Genomic DNA, 20,252 nt, shown 5'->3' on the forward strand with positions numbered 1-20,252 from the left:
TTTGACTAATCCGGTCAGCAGAGCAATTCCAGGAAAAGCGCGAGACGGCTTTCCATCCGGAATTGCGGGAATATGAGAGGGCGCCCTTGACGGGCGCCCTAAGTTCATCAAGCGGCTTCAGCAGCCAGCTTCTTGGCCTTCTCGATCGCCTCTTCCATGGAACCGACCATGTAGAAGGCGGCTTCCGGCAGGTGATCGTACTCGCCGTTAACGAGGCCCTTGAAACCCTTGATCGTGTCTTCGAGAGCGACGAGCTTGCCCGGCGAACCGGTGAAGACTTCGGCGACGAAGAACGGCTGGGACAGGAAGCGCTCGATCTTGCGGGCGCGGGCAACGGCCAGCTTGTCGTCTTCCGACAGTTCGTCCATGCCCAGGATGGCGATGATGTCCTGGAGGGCCTTGTAGCGCTGCAGGGTCGTCTGGACCTTACGGGCGACTTCGTAGTGCTCTTCGCCGACAACGATCGGGTCAAGCATGCGCGAGGTCGAGTCGAGCGGGTCGACGGCCGGGTAGATGCCCTTTTCGGCGATCGAACGGGACAGAACCGTCGTGGCGTCCAGGTGGGCGAACGAGGTTGCCGGCGCCGGGTCGGTCAAGTCGTCGGCGGGAACGTAGATGGCCTGAACCGAGGTGATCGAGCCCTTGGTCGTGGTGGTGATGCGTTCCTGCATCTGGCCCATGTCCGTGGCGAGCGTCGGCTGGTAGCCCACGGCCGACGGGATACGGCCGAGCAGAGCCGACACTTCGGAGCCTGCCTGGGTGAAGCGGAAGATGTTGTCAACGAAGAACAGAACGTCCTGGCCCTTGTCGCGGAAGTCTTCGGCGATCGTCAGGCCCGTCAGAGCGACGCGAGCGCGGGCGCCCGGCGGTTCGTTCATCTGGCCGTAAACGAGGGCAGCCTTGGAGCCTTCGCCACCGCCGTGCTTGTTCACGCCGGATTCGATCATTTCGTGGTAGAGGTCGTTGCCTTCGCGGGTGCGTTCACCCACGCCTGCAAACACCGAGTAACCACCGTGCGCCTTGGCGACGTTGTTGATCAGTTCCATGATGAGAACGGTCTTGCCGACGCCTGCGCCGCCGAAGAGGCCGATCTTGCCGCCCTTTGCGTAAGGCGCGAGCAGATCGACGACCTTGATGCCGGTGACGAGAATCTGGGCTTCCGTGGACTGCTCGACATAGGCCGGTGCGTCCTGGTGAATGGCGCGGCGGCCGGAGGTGACCAGCGGGCCGGCTTCGTCGACGGGCTCGCCGATGACGTTCATGATGCGGCCGAGCGTCTCGTCGCCGACCGGAACTGTGATCGGAGCGCCGGTATCGGTGACCGGCTGGCCGCGAACGAGACCTTCGGTCGAGTCCATGGCGATCGTGCGAACCGTGTTCTCGCCGAGGTGCTGGGCGACTTCGAGAACGAGGCGGTTGCCGTTGTTGTCGGTTTCCAGCGCGTTCAGGATGAGCGGCAGGTCGCCGTCAAAAGCGACGTCGACAACGGCGCCGATAACCTGGGTAACGCGACCGGTTGCACCGGCTGCGACCGGAGCCGCCGCCTTGGTTGCAGCAGCCGTCTTTGCTGCCGGCTTGCGAGCTGCCGGCTTCTTTTCTACTGCGGCGGTTTCCTTCGGGGTAGCTGCCTTAGCCATGTATCTTACCCTCTTTGTCCTGGTCCTTAGAGCGCTTCAGCGCCCGAGATGATTTCGATGAGTTCCTTGGTGATCTGAGCCTGACGCTGACGGTTGTAGTTGAGCGTCAGCTTGTTGATCATCTCACCAGCATTGCGGGTCGCGTTGTCCATGGCGCTCATCTTGGCACCCATTTCGCCGGCGACGTTCTCGAGCAGGGCCCGGAAGATCTGGACGGAAATGTTGCGCGGGATGAGATCCCCGAGGATCGCGCCAGCATCCGGCTCGTAGTCGTAGATCGCCGTCGCGCCCGTCGTCTCGGCAGCAACCGCAGGAGCGGACGCCGGAACGAGCTGGAGCGCTGTTGGGATCTGCGCGATGACCGACTTGAACTCGGAATAGAAGAGCGTGCAGACGTCGAATTCGCCCTGCTCGAACAGGCCGATGACCTTGTGGCCGATCTGGTCTGCATTGGCGAAGCCGATCTTCTTGACTTCACGCAAGTCCACACGGTCGATGATCAGCGAGGCGAATTCGCGCCGCAGGATATCGAAACCCTTCTTGCCGACGCAGATGATCTTGACCGTCTTGCCGCTCGCCAGAAGCTTGCGGGTATGGTCACGCGCCAGACGCGCGATCTGCGAGTTGAAGCCGCCGCAAAGGCCACGTTCGGCCGTGCAGACGACGAGGAGATGAACCTGGTCCTTGCCCGTACCGGTCATCAAGCGCGGCGCCGAATCGTCCTGGCCGACAGCCTGGGCGATGTTGGCGAGAACGGCGCTCATGCGCTGCGAATAGGGCCGGGCGGCCTCGGCCGCTTCCTGGGCACGCCGAAGCTTTGCCGCGGCGACCATCTTCATCGCCTTGGTGATCTTCTGCGTCGCCTTGACGGAGGCGATCCGGTTTTTCAGATCCTTAAGTGAAGGCATCCGTTTTCCGTCCTGTAACACGATCCGGGAGAAGGTTCCCTCAGCGGATCATGCGTCAATCAAAGTTCCCGGGCTGCCTGCGCGCCGGAAGCGCGCAGGGCTCGAACCGTTAGGTCTCAGCCGAAGCTCTTGGCGAAGGCATCGAGAGCAGCCTTGAGCTTGCCCTTGGTGTCGTCGCTGATCGCCTTGTCGGTGCGGATCGTGTCGAGGATCGCCTTGCCCTCGGAACGCATGTAGCCGAGCAGGCCCTGCTCGAACTTGCCGACCTGGGCGACCGGCAGCTTGTCGAGGTAGCCATTGACGCCTGCGAAGATCACGACGACCTGCTCTTCCGTCTTCAGCGGCGAGAACTGCGGCTGCTTCAGGAGTTCGGTCAGGCGGGCACCGCGGTTGAGCAGGCGCTGCGTTGCGGCGTCGAGGTCCGAGCCGAACTGTGCGAAGGCTGCCATTTCACGGTACTGGGCGAGCTCACCCTTGATCGAGCCGGCGACCTGCTTCATCGCCTTGATCTGAGCGGACGAGCCGACGCGGGAAACCGACAGGCCGACGTTCACGGCCGGGCGGATACCCTGGTAGAACAGGTCCGTTTCAAGGAAGATCTGGCCGTCGGTGATCGAGATCACGTTGGTCGGGATGAACGCCGAAACGTCGTTACCCTGAGTTTCGATGACCGGCAGAGCCGTCAGCGAGCCAGCGCCCATCTCGTCGTTGAGCTTTGCAGCGCGCTCGAGGAGACGCGAGTGCAGATAGAAGACGTCGCCCGGATAGGCTTCGCGGCCCGGCGGGCGGCGCAGCAGGAGCGACATCTGGCGATAGGAAACGGCCTGCTTGGAAAGGTCGTCGTAGCCGATGAGGGCGTGCTTGCCGTTGTCGCGGAAGTATTCGCCCATCGCGCAGCCGGCGAACGGTGCGAGGTACTGCATCGGCGCCGGGTCGGAGGCGGTAGCAGCAACGATGATCGAGTACTGGAGAGCGCCGCGCTCTTCGAGAACCTTCACGAACTGGGCAACGGTCGAACGCTTCTGGCCGATGGCGACGTAGACGCAGTACAGCTTCTCGCCGTCCGGGCCGTTGTCGTGGATCGCCTTCTGGTTCAGGATCGCGTCCAGGATAATCGCGGTCTTGCCGGTCTGGCGGTCGCCGATGACCAGCTCGCGCTGGCCGCGGCCGACCGGGATGAGGGCGTCGATAGCCTTGAGGCCGGTCGACATCGGCTCATGCACCGACTTGCGCGGGATGATGCCCGGAGCCTTGACGTCGACGCGCGAGCGCTGCTTGGCATTGATCGGGCCCTTGCCGTCGATCGGATTGCCGAGCGCGTCGACGACGCGGCCGAGCAGCTCCGGACCAACCGGCACGTCCACGATGGCGCCGGTCCGCTTGACGGTGTCGCCTTCCTTGATGTCACGGTCGGAACCGAAGATAACGACACCGACGTTGTCGCTTTCCAGGTTCAGCGCCATGCCGCGGATGCCACCGGGGAACTCGACCATTTCGCCGGCCTGGACATTGTCGAGGCCGTAAACGCGGGCGATACCGTCACCGACGGAGAGCACCTGGCCGACTTCCGAGACTTCCGCCTCTTTGCCGAAGTTTTTGATCTGATCTTTGAGAATTGCGGAAATTTCCGCGGCGCGGATATCCATCAGCCGACCTCTTTCAGTGCAAGCTTAAGAGTAGAGAGTTTGGTGCGAAGGGACGTGTCGATCTGGCGGGATCCCACCTTGACGACCAGACCACCGAGAATGGACGGATCGACGGTGACGGCAATCGCCACGTCTTTGCCGGTGACGCCTTTCAGCGCCGCCTTCAATTCTGTTTCCTGCGCTGCGGTCAGCGCATGGGCCGAGGTGACCTCGGCCGTGATTTCACCGCGGGCGCGGGCCGCGATGACGCGGTATGCCTTAATCATGCCCGGAACGGCGAAGAGGCGGCGATTTGACGCAACCACCTTGAGGAAGTTTGCCACGAGGCCCGTAATGCCGGCCTTGGCGGCAACGGCAGCAATGGCCTTGGTCTGATCTTCGGCGGAGAAGACGGGGCTGGCGATCAGCCGCTTCAGGTCGTCGCTTTCGTCGATCATCGCCTGGAAACGGGCAAGATCGGCACCGACACTGTCAGCCGAACCGGCTTCCTGAGCGAGGTCGAAAAGCGAAGACGCGTATCTTTCTGCAACACCGGAAACAAGCTGGGATGTGTCTGCCACGGGCACAAGCTTCTCTTCTTTTCATTCAAGAGGCAGGGCAGTAGCTGAGCTACGGTCCTAACCACCTGAAATCGTTGCGGTAATCTTCAGTTCCTACAGGCTTTGGCGCCCGCTTTTTCTGAATTTCGCGGTTCGTCTAGCATAGGAAACCGGGACTCGCAACACGCCGGGCGCAGGAATGCGCCATAAGTCGGCCACAGTCGGGGCAAAAGTTGACTGCGCGGACTATGTTCTCTCACCTTTGAGCGTAAGAAGCCGCTTTTTGCGCTCAGAAGAAGCCGAAGGCATATCCGAGCGGCAGCGCGGCGAGTACCGCCTGCACCGCGAGAACGAGGAGGTTCTTGGCTGTGAAGGAACCGTCCGACATCAACGAGAGAATCCGGCCGAAAGCGGCCAGTGCGAACCCACCGCCGATCGCCATGTAGATCCAGCTCTGCGCCATCAACAGCGCGACGATGGCGATCCCCGCGTAGAAGCCGCCGGCCGAGCGGGCGAAGGCATATCCCTCGCGGCTTCCGTCCCGCATCTGGAGCCCTCCAAGCTTCAACGCAGTGCCCGGCGCGAACAGAGCGAAAAGGCCGAAGAACACGGTCACAGCGGCTGCACAGAAGGCCAGGAACTCGCCCGTCTCGGTGGGGATGTAGAATTCCATCGCAGCGTTTCTCCCGTCAGTGCCCGTCGCCCTCTATCGCACAGGCAACCGACAGGCAGAAGCGCGTCTGAAACATTCGCACAACTCTTTGTTAACCCTCGGCCTTAGAGGAAACTCTGCGGATCGATATCAAGCTGCACCTGAAGCGAGGCCCGCTCCTTCGGCCCGTTGGCGAGCATGGTCCGCAGGAAAGTCTGCATGTCGCTGTTGCGCCGCCCATGCACCAGCAGACGGAAACGATGGCGGCCGCGGACCAACGCCAGCGGCGCCTCCGCCGGGCCGAGGATCGAGATGCCGGTGACCTGCGGTGCCGCCTGCCGCAGCCCGCGAGCATGGGCCTCCGCCTCGCCGCGCGTGTCAGCGGAGACAATGACCGAGGCGAGCCGGCCAAACGGCGGCAGCAGCGCCTTTTCCCGTTCGCCGATCTCGCGATCGTAAAAGGCCTGCGCGTCACCCGAGACGATGGCCTGCATGACGGGATGGGCCGGCTGGTAGGTCTGGATAAGACCATGGCTCTTCAGGCCCGAGCGGCCCGCACGCCCCGTCACCTGCGAGAGGAGCTGGAAGGTCCGCTCCGCCGCGCGTGGATCGCCGTTCGAGAGTCCCAGATCCGCATCCACCACACCGACCAGCGACATCAGCGGGAAATTGTGCCCCTTGGCGACAAGCTGCGTGCCGATGACGATGTCCGCCTCACCGCGCGCGATCGCCTCCAGCTCCAGCCTGAGCCGCTTTACACCCATCAGATCGGAAGAAAGCACGATGGTGCGCGCCTCCGGAAAGTGCCGTTCCACCTCCTCGGCGATACGCTCCACCCCCGGCCCGCAGGCGGCCAGGTGGTCGAAGGTGCCGCATTCCGGGCAGGCCTCCGGCGTACGCTCGGCATGGCCGCAATGGTGGCACTGGATCTGCCCGCGGAACCGGTGCTCGACCAGCCAGCTCGAACATTGCGGGCACTGGAACCGATGGCCGCAGACCCGGCAGAGCGTCAGCGGCGCATAGCCCCGTCGATTGAGAAAGAGCAGCGCCTGCTGTTCCTTCTCGATGGTGCGCTGGATGCCGCGCAGCATGACCGGCGAGAGAAAGCCGCCGCGTGCCGGTGGATGGCGCCGCATGTCGACGAGATGCAGATCCGGCAGCGCCGCATCGCCGTAGCGCGTCGGCAGATGTAGTTTGCGGTAGCGCCCGACATCGCTGTTGACGCGACTTTCGACCGAAGGCGTCGCCGAGACGAGCACGACCGGAAAATCACCGATGCGCGCCCTGACCACCGCCATGTCGCGGGCATTATAGAAGACGCGGTCCTCCTGCTTGTAGGCCGGGTCATGCTCCTCGTCGACGATGACGAGGCCGAGATTTTCAAAGGGCAGGAACAGTGCCGACCGCGCACCGGCCACGACCCGCACATCGCCCGTCGTCACCTGCCGCCAGACGCGTTCGCGGGTGCGCGGGGCGAGATCGGAATGCCACTCCGCGGGCTTTGCCCCGAAACGATCATGAAACCGCTCGAGAAAACTTGCCGTCAACGCGATTTCCGGCAGCAGGATAAGCACCTGCTTGCCCCGTCGCAGCGTCTCGGCGATCGCCTCGAAATAGACCTCGGTCTTGCCCGAGCCGGTGATGCCGTCGATCAGCGAGACGGAGAATTCCCCCTTTTGCACGCTCTCGACCAGTTCCGCAGCGCTCTCCGTCTGCGGCCCTTCCAGCCGCGGTGCGACGTAGTCCGGGTCCGGCAGAGCCACCACCGGCGGCGGCGGCAGGAAGACCGTCTCGAAGGTGCCCTGCTTCACCAGTCCGTCGATGACGCTCGTCGACGTGCCGGAGGCATGCGCAAGGCCGGAGCGCGTCCAGGGTATGCCGTCCTCGATCAACTCGAGCACGCGCTCGCGCGCACTCGTCAGCCGCTCCGGCCGATGGCCCGTGAAACGCAGCCCCTCGATCATGGGTTCGGGATCGAAGGCGGTCGGCGCGCGCAGCGCCATGCGGGCGACGAGGCCGGGCGGCGTCACCGTATAGGCGGAAACCCAATCGAGGAAATCGCGCATCTCCTTCGAAAGCGGCGGGCAATCGAACACCTTTTCGATCGGCCGCAGTTTCTTCGGATCGACCCTTCCATCATCGCTACCGTCCCAGACGACACCGGGCACCAGCCGGGGCCCCAGCGGCACCTGCACGATCGAACCCGGTTCCACCGCCATACCCTCGGGCACGGAATAGGAATAGGGCGCGGGCGTCGGCACCGGCACCATCACAGGCACCGTGCGCGGAAAGAGTTTCTCCCCGAAAAGGTCGATCGAATCGCTGCTCATCGCCCGCGAAGATGCCCCCACCGCCGTGCGAAGAAAACCGCAAAGATCGCCGTCCCGCTCATTCGTCGTCCTCCGCCATTTCGCCGGTCAGCCGCATGCCGTCGATCCAGGTCGCCCCGTCATTGCGGATGACACGCTTCGCCCGGACGCCGCAGCGCGTCTCCACCTCCTGCGCCAATCGTTCGGAATGGGTGACGATCCAGATTTGGCTCGATTGCGCCGCCCTGGCGATCATCTCGGCAAGCGGCGGCAGCATGTCCGGATGGAGACTTGCCTCCGGCTCGTTGAGCGCGATCAAGGGCGGCGTACGATAGGAAAGAAGGGCAGCGGCGAGCGCCAGGAAACGGATCTGCCCGTCCGAAAGCTCGCGTGGCTGGAAGACACGCTGCGGAAACTGCGGGAACACCAGACCGTAGGACGCGAACTCCTCCGGCTCCGGTACGGAAAGCCGCGCCCCGCCGAAGGCGTCCGACACCGCTCGGTCGAGATCGAGCGTATCCTCCCGCGTCCAGGTGAGCGTCGCGAAGACCGCCGCCATGTTCGCCCCGTCCTGGTCGAGCAATGGTGCGGTAACGGCAAGGCACGGCTGGCGCAGCGCCGAATCCCGATCGGAGCGGAAGCCGTGGAAGAAGCGCCATTGCGAGACGGCACGGCGGAAGGTGCCGATCTCGGGATAATGGCCGGCATCACCCAGCAGCGCGATGGCCGTTTCCGAAGCCAGTGCCTGCTCGGGATGCTCGACCATGCGGCCGGTCTCGTCGCGCACCAGTATGCCCGGCCCGGTGCGCTTCATCACCGTCACCGGCCGGCGGCCGGTCTCGATGGTCAGCTCCTCCGCCTTCACCTGCGGCTCGAAGGCGAAACCCGCCGCGGCTTTCGGAGGGCGCAAGCCGGCCTCGACACGGTAGCGGAAGGTGATCGCCCGTTCTTCGTCGAGGAGCTCGGTTTCGAGGCGGATACGCACCGGCTCGTTCGCCCGCCGCCGGCCCGTCCAGAGCGCCGAGGCCATGCCGCCTTCCGCGGCGATCTCATGGGCGAAGTTTCCGCGCACCGCGGCCTGCACCAGCTGGAGCGATCGATAGAGATTCGATTTGCCCGCTCCGTTTTCACCGACGAACAGGTTCACGCGGCCGAGATCCATGCGGATCGAGCGCAGCGAACGATAGTTTTCGGCGGACATGGAACGCAAAAGCATGATGGCCCCGGAATGAAGGAAGACCCTCTCTATACCAGCCACCGTGTCTAGAGGAAGGCAGACCGCTTTGCCCAGCCCCGACGCGAACGTTAGCAAAACCTTAAGCGGAAATCGCCGATGCTCCGACAAACGCCAAGGGGCCGCCCATGACCGATCTTCTCATCATCGCCGACCCGACATTGATGGCCGAGCGCCAGGGCTGGCTTGCCACGCTCGCGGAGGAGCGGCGGCTTTCCGGCAACACGCTGGATGCCTATGAACGTGACACCCGGCAATTCCTCGCCTTCCTGACACAGCACCTTGCCGCCCCCGCGCGACTGAAGGACATCGGCGAGCTGCGGCCGGCGGACCTGCGCGGTTTTCTCGCCGCCCGCCGCCGCGACGGCGCAGGCGCTCGTACGCTCGGCCGTGGCCTTGCAGGGCTGCGCTCGTTCCTGCGCCATCTGGAGAGCAAGGGGCTTGCCAACGCCGCCGGCGCCGCGGCCGTGCGCTCGCCGAAACAACCGAAATCCCTACCGAAGCCGCTCTCCGACCGGCAGGCGATCGCCGTCGTCGATGCCGGCGAGCAGCTGGCGGAGGAGCCATGGATCCGCCTGCGCAATGCCGCCGTGCTGACGCTCCTCTACGGCTGCGGCCTGCGTATCTCCGAGGCGCTGTCGCTGACGCCGGCCGACTTTGCCGGCACGCCGACATCGCTGCGCATCACCGGCAAGGGCGACAAGACCCGCATCGTGCCGCTGATCGCACCGGCCCTTGCCGGCGTGAGGGATTATGTAAAACTCTGCCCCTTCTCGTTGGCGGAGGGCAGTCCGCTCTTCCGCGGTGCCCGCGGCGGCCCCCTGCAGCCGGCGATCCTCCAGCGCGAGATGCAGAAGCTGCGCGGCGCGCTCGGCCTGCCGGACAGCGCGACGCCGCACGCGCTGCGCCATTCCTTCGCCACGCATCTGCTTGCCGGCGGCGGCGATCTGCGCACCATCCAGGAATTGCTTGGCCATGCCAGCCTTTCCACCACGCAGGTCTATACCGGCGTCGATTCCGCCCGACTGCTCGAAATCTACGACCGCGCCCACCCGCGGGCATAAGACCCCCTCGATGTCGAAGGGCACTGGCCTGTTAAGGGATTGTGAGAACGACATGCGTAAAACCAGTGTCGAAAGCACGAGGGGCGATTCTCAAGGATCGCAACGCGCTTCAGGGTCACCGAAAAGACAGGGAGTTCGACCATGACAGTCCTTCTTCGCAAACAGCGCGCGGCGCTTGCCGACCGGCTGGCCGATGCCGGCCTCTGGGGCGTGGCGGTCGTCCATGTGCTGGTCGCGCTCTCCTTTCTCTTCGTGCTCGCCGCCCTGTCACCGGCTCGTGCGGAAGAACCGCCGGCCTGCGGTGGCATCAACCTGCTCGAGAAGTTCGAGAAGGACGATCCGGCAGGCTACGCCAAACTGCGCGCCGAAGCCGATGGTGTGCAAAACGGCAGGGGCATCTTCTGGAAGATCGAGAAGGACGGCCAGCCCAGCTCCTGGCTGCTCGGCACCATGCATGTGACGGATCCGCGGGTGCTGGCCATGCCGGAGGCAGCGCGCGCCGCCTTTGCTGCAGCGACCACTGTCGTGGTCGAGTCGGACGAGATCGCCGACGAGAAGAAGGCCGGCGCGGCGATACTCACGCGCCCCGACCTCACCATGTTCACCGACGGCAAGTCCATCACCGATTTCCTCGACAAGGAGGGCGCCGAGAAACTGGCCGAGGGCCTGAAGAACCGTGGGCTTTCGCTCGCTGCCGTTGGCCGCATGAAACCGTGGATGATCGCAAGCTTCGTGGCGCTGCCCGCTTGCGAGATCGCCCGCAAGACAGCAGGCGCGGCCTTCCTCGACCAGCGCCTCGCCAAGGATGCGCTCACCGAAGGCAAGACGCTGAAGGGGCTCGAAACGCTCGTCGAGCAGATTTCCGCCCTCGATTCCCTGCCGCTCGAGCCGCAGGTCCAGGGCCTCGTCCAGACGCTGGAACTCGGCGATACGCTGACAGACGTCATCGAGACGATGAGCCAGCTCTACCTTTCCGGTGATACCGGCATGATCATGCCGATGATGCGCGCCGCCGCGCCCGAGACGGATACGGATGCCAAGGCCTATGCCGATTTTGAACAGCGCATCATCATCGACCGCAACCACACGATGGCAGAGCGCGCCGCGCCGATCCTGGCCGGCGGCAATGTCTTCATCGCCGTCGGTGCGCTGCACCTCGCCGGCCCGGAAGGGGTCGTCGAACTGCTGCGCCAGCAAGGCTTCACCGTCACGGCGGTGCCCTGAGCCTCAGGGCTTCCGGACGGACGAGACCCTTCGGCCGATGCCTGCCAGCATCGTGCGCACGATCAGTTTGTGAAAGGGCATCACGGCCGCAAGATAGAGCCGGCCGAGGAGATTGTTGCGATGGACGAGCGTCATGACGCTGAGCGTCTGGCCGCTCGGCCGATCCTGCCGGACATCGATGACGATGCGAAAATCGAGGTGCCGGTCGTCGAAGCCGAGCACCACCCGGTCGTCGCTTGCGCTGACCACGGGAAAGCCGCCGATCTCCGTCTCCGACGTCGCGACCCTCTCCGCCGCCCCTTTCAGACCAAAGGGCCTGACGAGCGCATTGCGCAGCACCATGAGGCGGCGCACCCAGCCGGGAGGATGTTCGAGCGCCAGCCGCGCCACCTCCCGCGCCGTGAGGTGCTCGACCGGCAGGCCCAACGTAAAGCGATCCGCCCAGTCGGCGGCAGGCAAAAGCGGATGTGGAAGCGAGACCGGTCTCGAAACGGGGGACATGAAGGCCATCCTTTAAGGCTTCCATGGTGCCCCGCTTCACCGGATGAAGACAGGCGGCCGGTTGTCGCAGCCGCCTGACCGGATCACATGTGGATCGGCTTGAAGAAGGTTGCGAGCGCTGCTTCCTTGACGGCTTCCGACATGGTCGGGTGCGCGTGGCAGGTGCGGCCGAGGTCTTCCGAGGAGCCGCCGAATTCCATCAGCACGGCTGCCTCGTGGATCATCTCGCCAGCGCCGAAGCCAACGATGTGCACACCGAGCACACGGTCCGTCTCCTTGTCCGCCAGCACCTTGACGAAACCGTCCGTCGCCAGCATGGCGCGGGCGCGACCGTTCGCGGTGAAGGGGAACTTGCCGGCCTTGTAGGCGATGCCCGCGGCCTTCAGCTCCTCTTCCGTCTTGCCGACGGAGGCGACTTCCGGCTGGGTATAGACGACGCCCGGGATGACGTCATAGTTCACATGGCCGGCCTGGCCCGCGAGGATTTCGGCAACGGCGACGCCCTCGTCTTCCGCCTTGTGGGCAAGCATGGGGCCACGCACCACATCACCGATGGCATAGATGCCGGCAACGTTGGTCTGGAAGTGGTTGTCGATCTCGACACGGCCGCGGTTGTCCAGCACGACGCCGGCTTCCTTGAGGCCGAGGCCCTCGGTATAGGGCTTGCGGCCGGTAGCGATCAGCACGACATCGGCTTCGATCGTGGTCGCGTCGCCGCCCTTGACAGGTTCGAAGGTTACCTTGGCACCGGAAGCCGCCTTCTCGACACCCGTCACCTTGGCGCCCAGCTTGAACTCCATGCCCTGCTTGACCAGCATCCGCTGAAACTGCTTGGAGACGTCGCCGTCCATGCCACCGAGGATGGTGTCGAGATACTCGACCACGGTGACCTTGGCGCCGAGGCGAGCCCAGACGGAGCCGAGCTCGAGGCCGATGACACCGCCGCCGACGACGATCAGGTGACCCGGCACCTTGTCGAGGGCGATACCGCCGGTGGAGGAGACGATGACCTTCTCGTCGATCTCGACCGGAACGCCCGGAATACCGGCGACATCGGAGCCCGTGGCGATGACGATGTTCTTCGTCTCCAGGACCTGCTCCTCGCCCTTGTCGCTGGTGACGGAGACCTTGCCCGCACCCAGCACCTTGCCGGTGCCCTGGATGCCGTCGATCTTGTTCTTCTTGAACAGGAAGGCGACGCCATCGACATTCGACTTCACCGTCGCATCCTTGTGCGCCATCATCTTGCCGAGGTTCAGCGTGGGCGTGACGCCCTCGATGCCGAGCGCGTCCATGCCGTGGGCGGCATGGCTGTAGGTTTCGGACGCATGCAGCATCGCCTTGGAGGGGATGCAGCCGACATTGAGGCAGGTGCCGCCATAGGTGGCGCGCTTTTCGACGACGGCGACCTTCAGGCCGAGCTGGGCCGCCTTGATGGCGCACACGTAGCCGCCGGGGCCGGAACCGATAACGATGAGATCATATGCCATGACAAGTCCTTCCTGCGCGGGGGCCTAGCGCCCGCCGCTGACGTTGAGGGCGGCACCCGTCACATAGGATGCCGCATCGGAGAGAAGATAGAGAATGGAATGAGCGACTTCATCGGCCGTGCCCGGCCGCTGCATCGGGATCAGCGATGCCATGTCACGCGCCCGGTCCGGCAGGCCGCCGGAGGCGTGGATGTCGGTGTCGATGATGCCGGGTCGCACGAGATTGACGCGTACGCCCTCCGCCGCGACCTCGCGCGCGAGGCCGACGGTGAAACTCTCGATGGCGCCCTTGCTGGCGGCATAATCGACATATTGCCCGGCCGCGCCGAGCAGCGCGGCGACGGAGGAGATGTTGACGATCGAGCCGCCCTTGCCGCCGTGACGGGTCGACATGCGGCGCACAGCCTCCTGCGCGCAACGGATCGAGCCCATCACATTGACGGCGAACATACGCTCCAGCCGCTCGGAGGACATCTCGTCGACGCGCTGCGGCAGCGCAACGATACCCGCATTGTTGACCAGCCCATCGAGCCGACCGAAGGTGCCGTCGATGGTGGAGAAGATGGAGGCAAGGCCAAGTTCCGTGCCGACATCCCCCTGTACCGGGATCGCCGAGCCGCCAAGCGCCCGGATATCGGCGACCACGGCCTCGGCTGCCTCGAGATTGGCGGCATAGTTCACCGCCACTTGCCAGCCCGCGGCGCCCGCCATGCGGCAGACACTGGCACCGATGCCGCGGCTGCCGCCGGTAACGAGAAGAACAGGGGCCTCCGTCATGCCGCGCACCCCTTCCGTATGAAGACGTCCCAGGGCGCAACGCTCGCCTTGCCGTCATCCCACAGCTTCGAATAGCGGACCGACGGCCCGAAGCCGGAAAGAAGCAGGGTTTCGGCTGCCACAGTCCCCTCCTCCGGCAGGAGGCCGGCATCGCCCGCGCCGTCAAGCGCGTAGATCACGCCTTCCCACACGGTGCAGGCGGCGATCTCCTCGCCGGTGACGTCCCCTTCCGGGCAGTTGTACATGGCCATGCCGTTCGAGCGGGCGGGTTCGCCCGGCATGACGACACCGTCAAGCACCACGCCGCTTGCCAGAACCTTCAGCTTGAAATGATGGCTCGTCGCCGCCGCATTCGAGCCGACAGGTTCGAATGCCAGCTCATAGCCCCCGTCGCGATCCGCATAGAGCGCGCGGTCCTGCCGGCACTCCGCCGCAGAAGCGGCGGTCGCGGCAAGCAATCCGGCAACAACGAGGACGGCGCGCATGGCTCAGTGAGCCTTTTCCGTGGCGAGCTTGATGCCGAGCGCGATGAAGACGAGGCCGCTCGCCCGGTCGATCCATTGGCTCATGCGCGCGAAGGCGGCGCGCATCCTTGGCGTCGTCATGAACAGCGAGACGCCGACGAACCAGGCAATGAGGCAGGCGGCCATGACGACGCCATAGCCGAATTTTACCACGATCGGCGTATGGGCGCTGACGACCGTCGAGAAGATCGACAGGAAGAAGAAGACCGGCTTGGGGTTCAGCGCATTGGCAAGGAAACCGAGGCCGAAGGCGCGGACGGCCGATTGCCCGCCCCTGCCCTCTTCATGACCCTTCACCGCTTCCACGGAAAGGTCGGCCTTGCCGGCCCTCAACGCCTTGATGCCGATATAGACAAGGTAAGCGACGCCGCACCACTTCACGATGTAGAAGAGGTAGATCGACTGGGAAATGATAAGGCCGAGGCCGAGGATCGTATAGGTGACGTGGAACATCAGCGACGTGCCGATGCCGAAGGACGTGACGACAGCCGCACGCCGGCCATGCACGATCGACTGGCGCATGACCATGGCGAGATCCGCACCCGGCGAGACGATGGCGAAGGCGAAGATCGCCATCAGCGAGGCAAGTTCCAGGAGATATTGGCTCATACGATCGTCACCGGTGCGTTGAGGGCCCTATCGGCACCCGCGGGTTGCTGCATGCGCATCAGGGGCGCTGGCCGGAGGGTATCCTGCGGTTCGGCCGCTGTCGATCTTCCACCCTGCGGCAAGGAACCAGGCACGCCGTCACGCATGCGGCCGGACATCCGAATAGTGGAAGGAGAGAAAGCCATCGGGCCGCGCTTGTCACAGCATCAGGCGCAGGACCATCAGGACGAGCCCGATGATCGAGACGAACCAGGCAGCCGTGCGCAGGATCGGAATGCCCGCGACATAGAAGAAGGTGAAGACCAGGCGCGCCAGGATCCAGGTCACGGCTCCCGCCGCACCGAGCCCTCCGGTCTTGCCCGTCACGGCCAGCGCAAGCGCCAGCGCGATGAAGGCCGGATAGGTCTCCAGCATGTTGTTCAGCGAGCGCAGCAGGCGCCCTGCCATGATGCTCTTCGTCGTGCGCTGTTCGTCGCGCGGGCCGAGCAGGTACTTGACGCTGAGATCACCGGCGAGATCGAGCGACAATGCCTGAACAAGGATGTGCACGATAAGAAGCACGACACTCCAGCCGAGCACCCAGATTTCCGTCGACGCTGCTGCTGCTTCCATCACCCCTCGCACATCCCGGCGCAGGCTCGATCACGGGAAGCCCGCCGCCGGTCGGCGACGAGCACGGAGCGGGTGCCCGAAGAGAGCACCCGCCGCCAGTCTCATTACAGATCGAGAACGAGGCGTTCCGGATCTTCCAGGCTTTCCTTGACGCGCACCAGGAAGGTCACGGCTTCCTTGCCGTCGACGATGCGGTGGTCGTAGGAGAGCGCGAGATACATCATCGGACGGATGACGATCTGGCCACCGACGACGACCGGGCGATCCTGGATCTTGTGCATGCCGAGAATGCCGGACTGAGGGGCGTTGAGGATCGGCGAGGACATCAGCGAGCCGTAGACGCCGCCGTTCGAGATGGTGAAGGTACCACCCTGCATGTCGGCCATGGAAAGCGCACCGTCACGGGCGGCCTTGCCGAGGCGACCGATTTCCTTCTCGATCTCGGCGATCGACATCTGGTCGGCATCACGCACGACCGGTACGACAAGACCCTTGTCCGTGCCGACGGCGACGCCGACATGGCAGTAGTTCTTGTAGATGATGTCGGTGCCGTCGATCTCGGCGTTGACGGCCGGCAGTTCCTTCAGCGCATGCGTGACGGCCTTCGTGAAGAAGCCCATGAAGCCGAGCTTCACACCATGCTTCTTCTCGAAAATGTCCTTGTAGCGATTACGCAGGTCCATCACGGCCTTCATGTCCACCTCATTGTAGGTGGTCAGCATGGCGGCGGTGTTCTGCGCATCCTTGAGGCGCTTGGCGATCGTCTGGCGCAGACGCGTCATCTTCACGCGTTCTTCGCGCGGCGCATCTGCCTCGGAGGACGGAACGCGGGCTGCAATCTTGACCGGTTCGGCGGCAGCAGCGGTAGACGCCGTAATGCCCTTGGCAACGGCTGCGATGACGTCGCCCTTCAGCACCTGGCCACGCTTGCCGGAACCATCGACCTGGTCGGCAGAAATGTTGTTTTCCACAAGCAGCTTGGCGGCCGAGGGTGCAGCCGGCATGGAAGACGCAGCCGCGGCGGGCTTGGTTTCGGCAGCGGGAGCCGCCGCAACCTTCTCGACCTTTTCGGCAGCAGCAGGCGCGCTCGCACCGGCGGAACCGCTGGCAGAAATCTGGCCAAGCAGACCACCCGGGGCGACGGTCTCGCCGGCGGCGGCCGTGATTTCCGACAGGACGCCGGCGGCCGGCGCCGGCACTTCGATCGTCACCTTGTCGGTTTCGAGCTCACAGAGCGGCTCGTCGGCCTTGATGACGTCGCCGACCTTCTTGAACCAGGTGCCGACGGTCGCTTCGCTGACGGATTCGCCCAGAGTCGGGACGCGGATTTCGGTAGCCATGAGTGTGTTCCGTTCGTGATTCTTATCGTGGTTACTGGGAAGCCGGGCGGATCAACCGCCCAGCGCGTCCTCGAGGAAAGCAGCGAGCTGCGCCATGTGCTTCGACATCAGGCCCGTCGCCGGCGAGGCTGCGGCCGGACGACCAGTGTAGCGCACGCGCTGGTACTTGGCGTCGATATGGGCGAGCACCCATTCGAGATAGGGATCGATGAAGGCCCAGCCCCCCATGTTCTTGGGCTCTTCCTGGCACCAGACCATCTCGGCATTGCGGAAGCGCGACAGCTCGTTGATCAGCGCCTTGGCCGGGAACGGATAGAGCTGTTCCAGGCGCAGGAGATAAACGTCGTCGATGCCGCGCTTTTCGCGCTCTTCCAGAAGGTCGTAGTAGACCTTGCCCGAGCACATCACGACGCGGCGGATCTTGGCGTCCTTCTGCAGCTTGATCGGGCCGTCCTTGATCACCTCGGCGTCGTCCCACAGCAGACGGTGGAACGAGCTCTCGCCCGCCATTTCCGACAGCGAGGAAACGGCACGCTTGTGGCGCAGCAGGGATTTCGGCGTCATCATGATCAGCGGCTTGCGGAAGTCGCGCTTCACCTGGCGGCGCAGGATGTGGAAGTAGTTCGCCGGCGTCGTGACGTTGGCGACCTGCATGTTGTCTTCGGCGCACATCTGCAGCCAGCGTTCGAGGCGGGCGGAGGAGTGCTCCGGACCCTGGCCCTCATAGCCGTGCGGCAGCAGGCAGACGAGGCCCGACATGCGCAGCCACTTGCGCTCACCCGACGAGATGAACTGGTCGAAGACGACCTGCGCACCGTTGGCGAAGTCACCGAACTGGGCCTCCCAGAGCGTCAGCGCGTTGGGACGGGCCAGCGAATAGCCGTATTCGAAGCCGAGCACGGCCTCTTCCGAGAGCATCGAGTTGATGACCTCGTAGCGCGCCTGCGTGGGCGAAAGGTTGGCAAGCGGGATGTAGCGGTCTTCGGTCTCCTGATCGTAGATAACCGAATGGCGCTGCGAGAACGTGCCGCGTTCGCAATCCTGGCCGGAGAGACGGATCTTCGTGCCCTCGACGCAGAGCGTGCCATAGGCAAGCGCTTCCGCCATCGCCCAGTCGATACCCTCGCCCGTCTCGACCATCTGCATGCGGTTGTCCATGAACCGCTGAATGGTCTTGTGGGCCTTGAAGCCTTCCGGGATCGTCGCGATCTTGCGACCGATCTCCTTGAGCTGCTTCATCGGCACGGAGGTCTTGCCGCGACGCTGTTCGTCCTGGTTGTCGGCCGAGCGCAGGCCCGACCAGGCGCCGTCCAGCCAGTCGGCCTTGTTCGGCTTGTAGGACTGGCCAGCCTCGAATTCCTGCTCGAGATTGGCGCGCCAATCCGCCTTCATCTTCTCGAATTCGCCCTCGCTGATCACGCCTTCGCCAATGAGACGCGAACCATAGAGGTTGACCACGGTCTTGTGGGCGCGGATCGCCTTGTACATCTTCGGCTGCGTGAACGCCGGCTCGTCGCCTTCATTGTGGCCGAAGCGACGGTAGCAGAACATGTCCAGCACGACCGGCTTGTGGAACTTCATGCGGAATTCGGTCGCGATCTTGGCAGCATAGGTCACCGCTTCCGGATCGTCGCCGTTCACATGGAAGATCGGCGCCTCGATCATCTTCGCCACATCCGACGGATAGGGCGAGGAGCGCGAGAAGGCCGGGTTCGTGGTGAAGCCGATCTGGTTGTTGATGATGACGTGCACCGTGCCGGCAACGCGGTGGCCGCGCAGGCCCGACAGGCCGAGGATTTCGGCCGTCACACCCTGGCCCGCAAAGGCCGCATCGCCGTGCAGCAGCAGCGGCATGACCTGGACGCGCTCGGAGAGCGGGATGATGTCACCCTCGAAGACCTTCGCCATCTGGTCCTGCTTGGCACGGGCCTTGCCCATGACGACAGGGTTGACGATCTCGAGATGCGAGGGGTTGGCGGTCAGCGACAGGTGCACCTTGTTGCCGTCGAACTCGCGGTCCGAAGAAGCACCGAGGTGGTACTTCACGTCGCCCGAGCCTTCCACTTCGTCGGGCGCGTAGGAGCCGCCCTTGAACTCGTGGAAGACGGCGCGGTGGGGTTTGGCCATCACGTTCGTCAGAACGTTGAGGCGGCCGCGGTGCGCCATGCCGAGAACGATTTCCTTCAAGCCGAGCTGACCGCCCCGCTTGATGATCTGCTCCAGCGCCGGGATCAGCGCTTCACCGCCGTCGAGGCCGAAGCGCTTGGTGCCCTTGTACTTGACGTCGATGAACTGCTCGAAGCCCTCAGCCTCGATCAGCTTCTGCAGGATCGCCTTCTTGCCTTCCGGCGTGAAATCGACGCCCTTGTCCGGACCTTCGATGCGCTCCTGGATCCAGCCCTTCTCTTCCGGGTTGGAGATGTGCATGAATTCGACGCCGATCGTCGAGCAATAGGTGCGCTCGAGGATTTCGACCATTTCGCGCACGGTCGCGTATTCGAGGCCAAGCACGTTGTCGATGAAGATCTTTCGGTCGAGATCCTTCTCCTCGAAACCGTAGTTCGACGGCGAGAGCTCGTTGTAATCCTCAACCGGCGCCGCAAGGCCGAGCGGGTCGAGCTTGGCATGCAGGTGACCACGGGCGCGGTAGGCACGGATCATCATGATGGCGCGAACAGAATCGCGCGTCGCCTGATTGACGTCCGCCTGGTTGACGGGCGTGCCGGTCTGCACGGCAACGGCCTCGGCCTTCGCCTGCACCTTCTTTTCAAGAACCTTCTCGACGACGCCCCAGTTGCCATCAAGCGCCGAGACCAGTTCGCCATTGGCGGCGATCGGCCAGTTGGCGCGCTGCCACGAGGCGCCCCTGGCGGCCTTCACGATGTCGGAGGGCTGGTCTTCGAGGGCCTTGAAAAAGGCCTGCCATTCCTCACCGACAGAGGCGGGGTTCGCTTCATACTTGGCGTAGAGCTGTTCGATATAGGCCGCGTTCGCTCCATCGAGGAAGGACGTGGCCAGAAATTGTTCGTTGGCGTCTAGTCGTGCCATGGTGTTTTGCGGGCGCCGCGCCCGCCTCCCGAACGATCGTGTTGACCGGGCTTTCCCGGCTTGCCGCCCAGCGCTCTATCCAGCGCCAGGAAGAGATGGATCGGCCGGCGTTTTCAGCCGGCCAATCCCAGTTTCGTT

17 protein-coding genes are annotated in these 20,252 nt (G+C 64.3%); 2 read left to right on the plus strand and 15 right to left on the minus strand.

The annotated features are described in order from the left end of the window. Positions 1-107: 107 nt before the first annotated feature. The 7 genes from atpD to EXZ48_RS15970 form a co-directional block, all read right to left on the minus strand. A complete protein-coding gene (gene atpD, locus EXZ48_RS15940) occupies positions 108-1,637 on the minus strand; it encodes a F0F1 ATP synthase subunit beta (RefSeq protein WP_023516621.1) in 1,530 nt (509 codons plus the stop codon). 26 nt (positions 1,638-1,663) lie between these two features. After that, positions 1,664-2,545, minus strand: coding sequence for a F0F1 ATP synthase subunit gamma (locus tag EXZ48_RS15945; protein WP_023516620.1), 882 nt, complete (start codon positions 2,543-2,545; stop codon positions 1,664-1,666). Positions 2,546-2,661: 116 nt separating this feature from the next. Further along, a complete protein-coding gene (gene atpA / locus EXZ48_RS15950) occupies positions 2,662-4,191 on the minus strand; it encodes a F0F1 ATP synthase subunit alpha (RefSeq protein ID WP_130516982.1) in 1,530 nt (509 codons plus the stop codon). Beyond that, positions 4,191-4,757 carry a F0F1 ATP synthase subunit delta gene (locus EXZ48_RS15955; RefSeq protein ID WP_024271131.1) on the minus strand — a complete coding sequence of 189 codons (567 nt, stop codon included), beginning with the start codon at positions 4,755-4,757 and terminating at the stop codon, positions 4,191-4,193. The genes atpA and EXZ48_RS15955 overlap by 1 nt, the downstream gene beginning before the upstream one ends. A gap of 262 nt (positions 4,758-5,019) precedes the next feature. Then, a complete protein-coding gene (locus EXZ48_RS15960) occupies positions 5,020-5,403 on the minus strand; it encodes a DUF4345 domain-containing protein (RefSeq protein ID WP_130516984.1) in 384 nt (127 codons plus the stop codon). A gap of 104 nt (positions 5,404-5,507) precedes the next feature. Continuing rightward, on the minus strand, positions 5,508-7,712 hold the full coding sequence (locus EXZ48_RS15965; protein WP_130516986.1) for a primosomal protein N': 2,205 nt from the start codon (positions 7,710-7,712) through the stop codon (positions 5,508-5,510). A 58-nt stretch (positions 7,713-7,770) separates the two neighbouring features. Continuing rightward, positions 7,771-8,907, minus strand: a complete 1,137-nt coding sequence (locus tag EXZ48_RS15970) for an AAA family ATPase (protein ID WP_130516988.1) — start codon at positions 8,905-8,907, stop codon at positions 7,771-7,773. A gap of 146 nt (positions 8,908-9,053) precedes the next feature. Here EXZ48_RS15970 and EXZ48_RS15975 point away from each other — a divergent pair, with 146 nt between their 5' ends. Next, the gene (locus EXZ48_RS15975) at positions 9,054-9,989 is read left to right on the plus strand and encodes a tyrosine recombinase XerC (RefSeq protein WP_130516989.1); all 936 of its coding nucleotides are present in this window, start codon (positions 9,054-9,056) and stop codon (positions 9,987-9,989) included. Between the two features lie 141 nt (positions 9,990-10,130). Continuing rightward, positions 10,131-11,213, plus strand: coding sequence for a TraB/GumN family protein (locus EXZ48_RS15980; protein ID WP_130516991.1), 1,083 nt, complete (start codon positions 10,131-10,133; stop codon positions 11,211-11,213). Positions 11,214-11,216: 3 nt separating this feature from the next. On the opposite strand, the gene EXZ48_RS15985 is transcribed toward EXZ48_RS15980, so the two are convergent. The 8 genes from EXZ48_RS15985 to EXZ48_RS16020 form a co-directional block, all read right to left on the minus strand. Beyond that, positions 11,217-11,714: a DUF2867 domain-containing protein gene (locus EXZ48_RS15985; protein ID WP_130516993.1), complete on the minus strand. Its 498-nt coding sequence runs from the start codon at positions 11,712-11,714 to the stop codon at positions 11,217-11,219. Between the two features lie 83 nt (positions 11,715-11,797). Next, positions 11,798-13,204, minus strand: a complete 1,407-nt coding sequence (lpdA, locus tag EXZ48_RS15990) for a dihydrolipoyl dehydrogenase (RefSeq protein WP_130516995.1) — start codon at positions 13,202-13,204, stop codon at positions 11,798-11,800. Between the two features lie 24 nt (positions 13,205-13,228). Then, on the minus strand, positions 13,229-13,981 hold the full coding sequence (locus EXZ48_RS15995) for an SDR family oxidoreductase (protein ID WP_130516997.1): 753 nt from the start codon (positions 13,979-13,981) through the stop codon (positions 13,229-13,231). Beyond that, positions 13,978-14,466, minus strand: coding sequence for a hypothetical protein (locus EXZ48_RS16000; RefSeq protein WP_130516999.1), 489 nt, complete (start codon positions 14,464-14,466; stop codon positions 13,978-13,980). Before EXZ48_RS16000 ends, EXZ48_RS15995 begins: the two co-directional genes overlap by 4 nt. A 3-nt stretch (positions 14,467-14,469) precedes the next feature. Then, on the minus strand, positions 14,470-15,114 hold the full coding sequence (locus EXZ48_RS16005; protein WP_130517001.1) for a LysE family translocator: 645 nt from the start codon (positions 15,112-15,114) through the stop codon (positions 14,470-14,472). Between the two features lie 198 nt (positions 15,115-15,312). After that, positions 15,313-15,726 carry an MAPEG family protein gene (locus EXZ48_RS16010; protein WP_023513143.1) on the minus strand — a complete coding sequence of 138 codons (414 nt, stop codon included), beginning with the start codon at positions 15,724-15,726 and terminating at the stop codon, positions 15,313-15,315. Positions 15,727-15,830: 104 nt separating this feature from the next. Then, complete coding sequence (gene odhB / locus EXZ48_RS16015) at positions 15,831-17,066, minus strand: 2-oxoglutarate dehydrogenase complex dihydrolipoyllysine-residue succinyltransferase (RefSeq protein ID WP_130517003.1); 1,236 nt, start codon at positions 17,064-17,066, stop codon at positions 15,831-15,833. Positions 17,067-17,117: 51 nt separating this feature from the next. Then, positions 17,118-20,114, minus strand: a complete 2,997-nt coding sequence (locus EXZ48_RS16020; protein WP_050745539.1) for a 2-oxoglutarate dehydrogenase E1 component — start codon at positions 20,112-20,114, stop codon at positions 17,118-17,120. Positions 20,115-20,252: the final 138 nt, after the last annotated feature.

Origin of the sequence: Shinella sp. JR1-6, assembly GCF_004284735.1 — a bacterium.
Lineage (GTDB): Bacteria > Pseudomonadota > Alphaproteobacteria > Rhizobiales > Rhizobiaceae > Shinella.

Bases quoted from the DNA above. Each gene is read 5' to 3' on its own strand.
- EXZ48_RS15980 (WP_130516991.1), top strand. From the start codon at position 10,131: ATGACAGTCCTTCTTCGCAAACAGCGCGCGGCGCTTGCCGACCGGCTG.
- EXZ48_RS15960 (WP_130516984.1), bottom strand. From the start codon at position 5,403: ATGGAATTCTACATCCCCACCGAGACGGGCGAGTTCCTGGCCTTCTGT.
- EXZ48_RS16000 (WP_130516999.1), bottom strand. From the start codon at position 14,466: ATGCGCGCCGTCCTCGTTGTTGCCGGATTGCTTGCCGCGACCGCCGCT.
- atpA (WP_130516982.1), bottom strand. From the start codon at position 4,191: ATGGATATCCGCGCCGCGGAAATTTCCGCAATTCTCAAAGATCAGATC.
- EXZ48_RS15945 (WP_023516620.1), bottom strand. From the start codon at position 2,545: ATGCCTTCACTTAAGGATCTGAAAAACCGGATCGCCTCCGTCAAGGCG.
- EXZ48_RS16020 (WP_050745539.1), bottom strand. From the start codon at position 20,114: ATGGCACGACTAGACGCCAACGAACAATTTCTGGCCACGTCCTTCCTC.
- EXZ48_RS15970 (WP_130516988.1), bottom strand. From the start codon at position 8,907: ATGCTTTTGCGTTCCATGTCCGCCGAAAACTATCGTTCGCTGCGCTCG.
- lpdA (WP_130516995.1), bottom strand. From the start codon at position 13,204: ATGGCATATGATCTCATCGTTATCGGTTCCGGCCCCGGCGGCTACGTG.
- EXZ48_RS15965 (WP_130516986.1), bottom strand. From the start codon at position 7,712: ATGAGCAGCGATTCGATCGACCTTTTCGGGGAGAAACTCTTTCCGCGC.
- EXZ48_RS15975 (WP_130516989.1), top strand. From the start codon at position 9,054: ATGACCGATCTTCTCATCATCGCCGACCCGACATTGATGGCCGAGCGC.
- odhB (WP_130517003.1), bottom strand. From the start codon at position 17,066: ATGGCTACCGAAATCCGCGTCCCGACTCTGGGCGAATCCGTCAGCGAA.
- EXZ48_RS15995 (WP_130516997.1), bottom strand. From the start codon at position 13,981: ATGACGGAGGCCCCTGTTCTTCTCGTTACCGGCGGCAGCCGCGGCATC.
- EXZ48_RS15985 (WP_130516993.1), bottom strand. From the start codon at position 11,714: ATGTCCCCCGTTTCGAGACCGGTCTCGCTTCCACATCCGCTTTTGCCT.
- EXZ48_RS16005 (WP_130517001.1), bottom strand. From the start codon at position 15,114: ATGAGCCAATATCTCCTGGAACTTGCCTCGCTGATGGCGATCTTCGCC.
- atpD (WP_023516621.1), bottom strand. From the start codon at position 1,637: ATGGCTAAGGCAGCTACCCCGAAGGAAACCGCCGCAGTAGAAAAGAAG.
- EXZ48_RS16010 (WP_023513143.1), bottom strand. From the start codon at position 15,726: ATGGAAGCAGCAGCAGCGTCGACGGAAATCTGGGTGCTCGGCTGGAGT.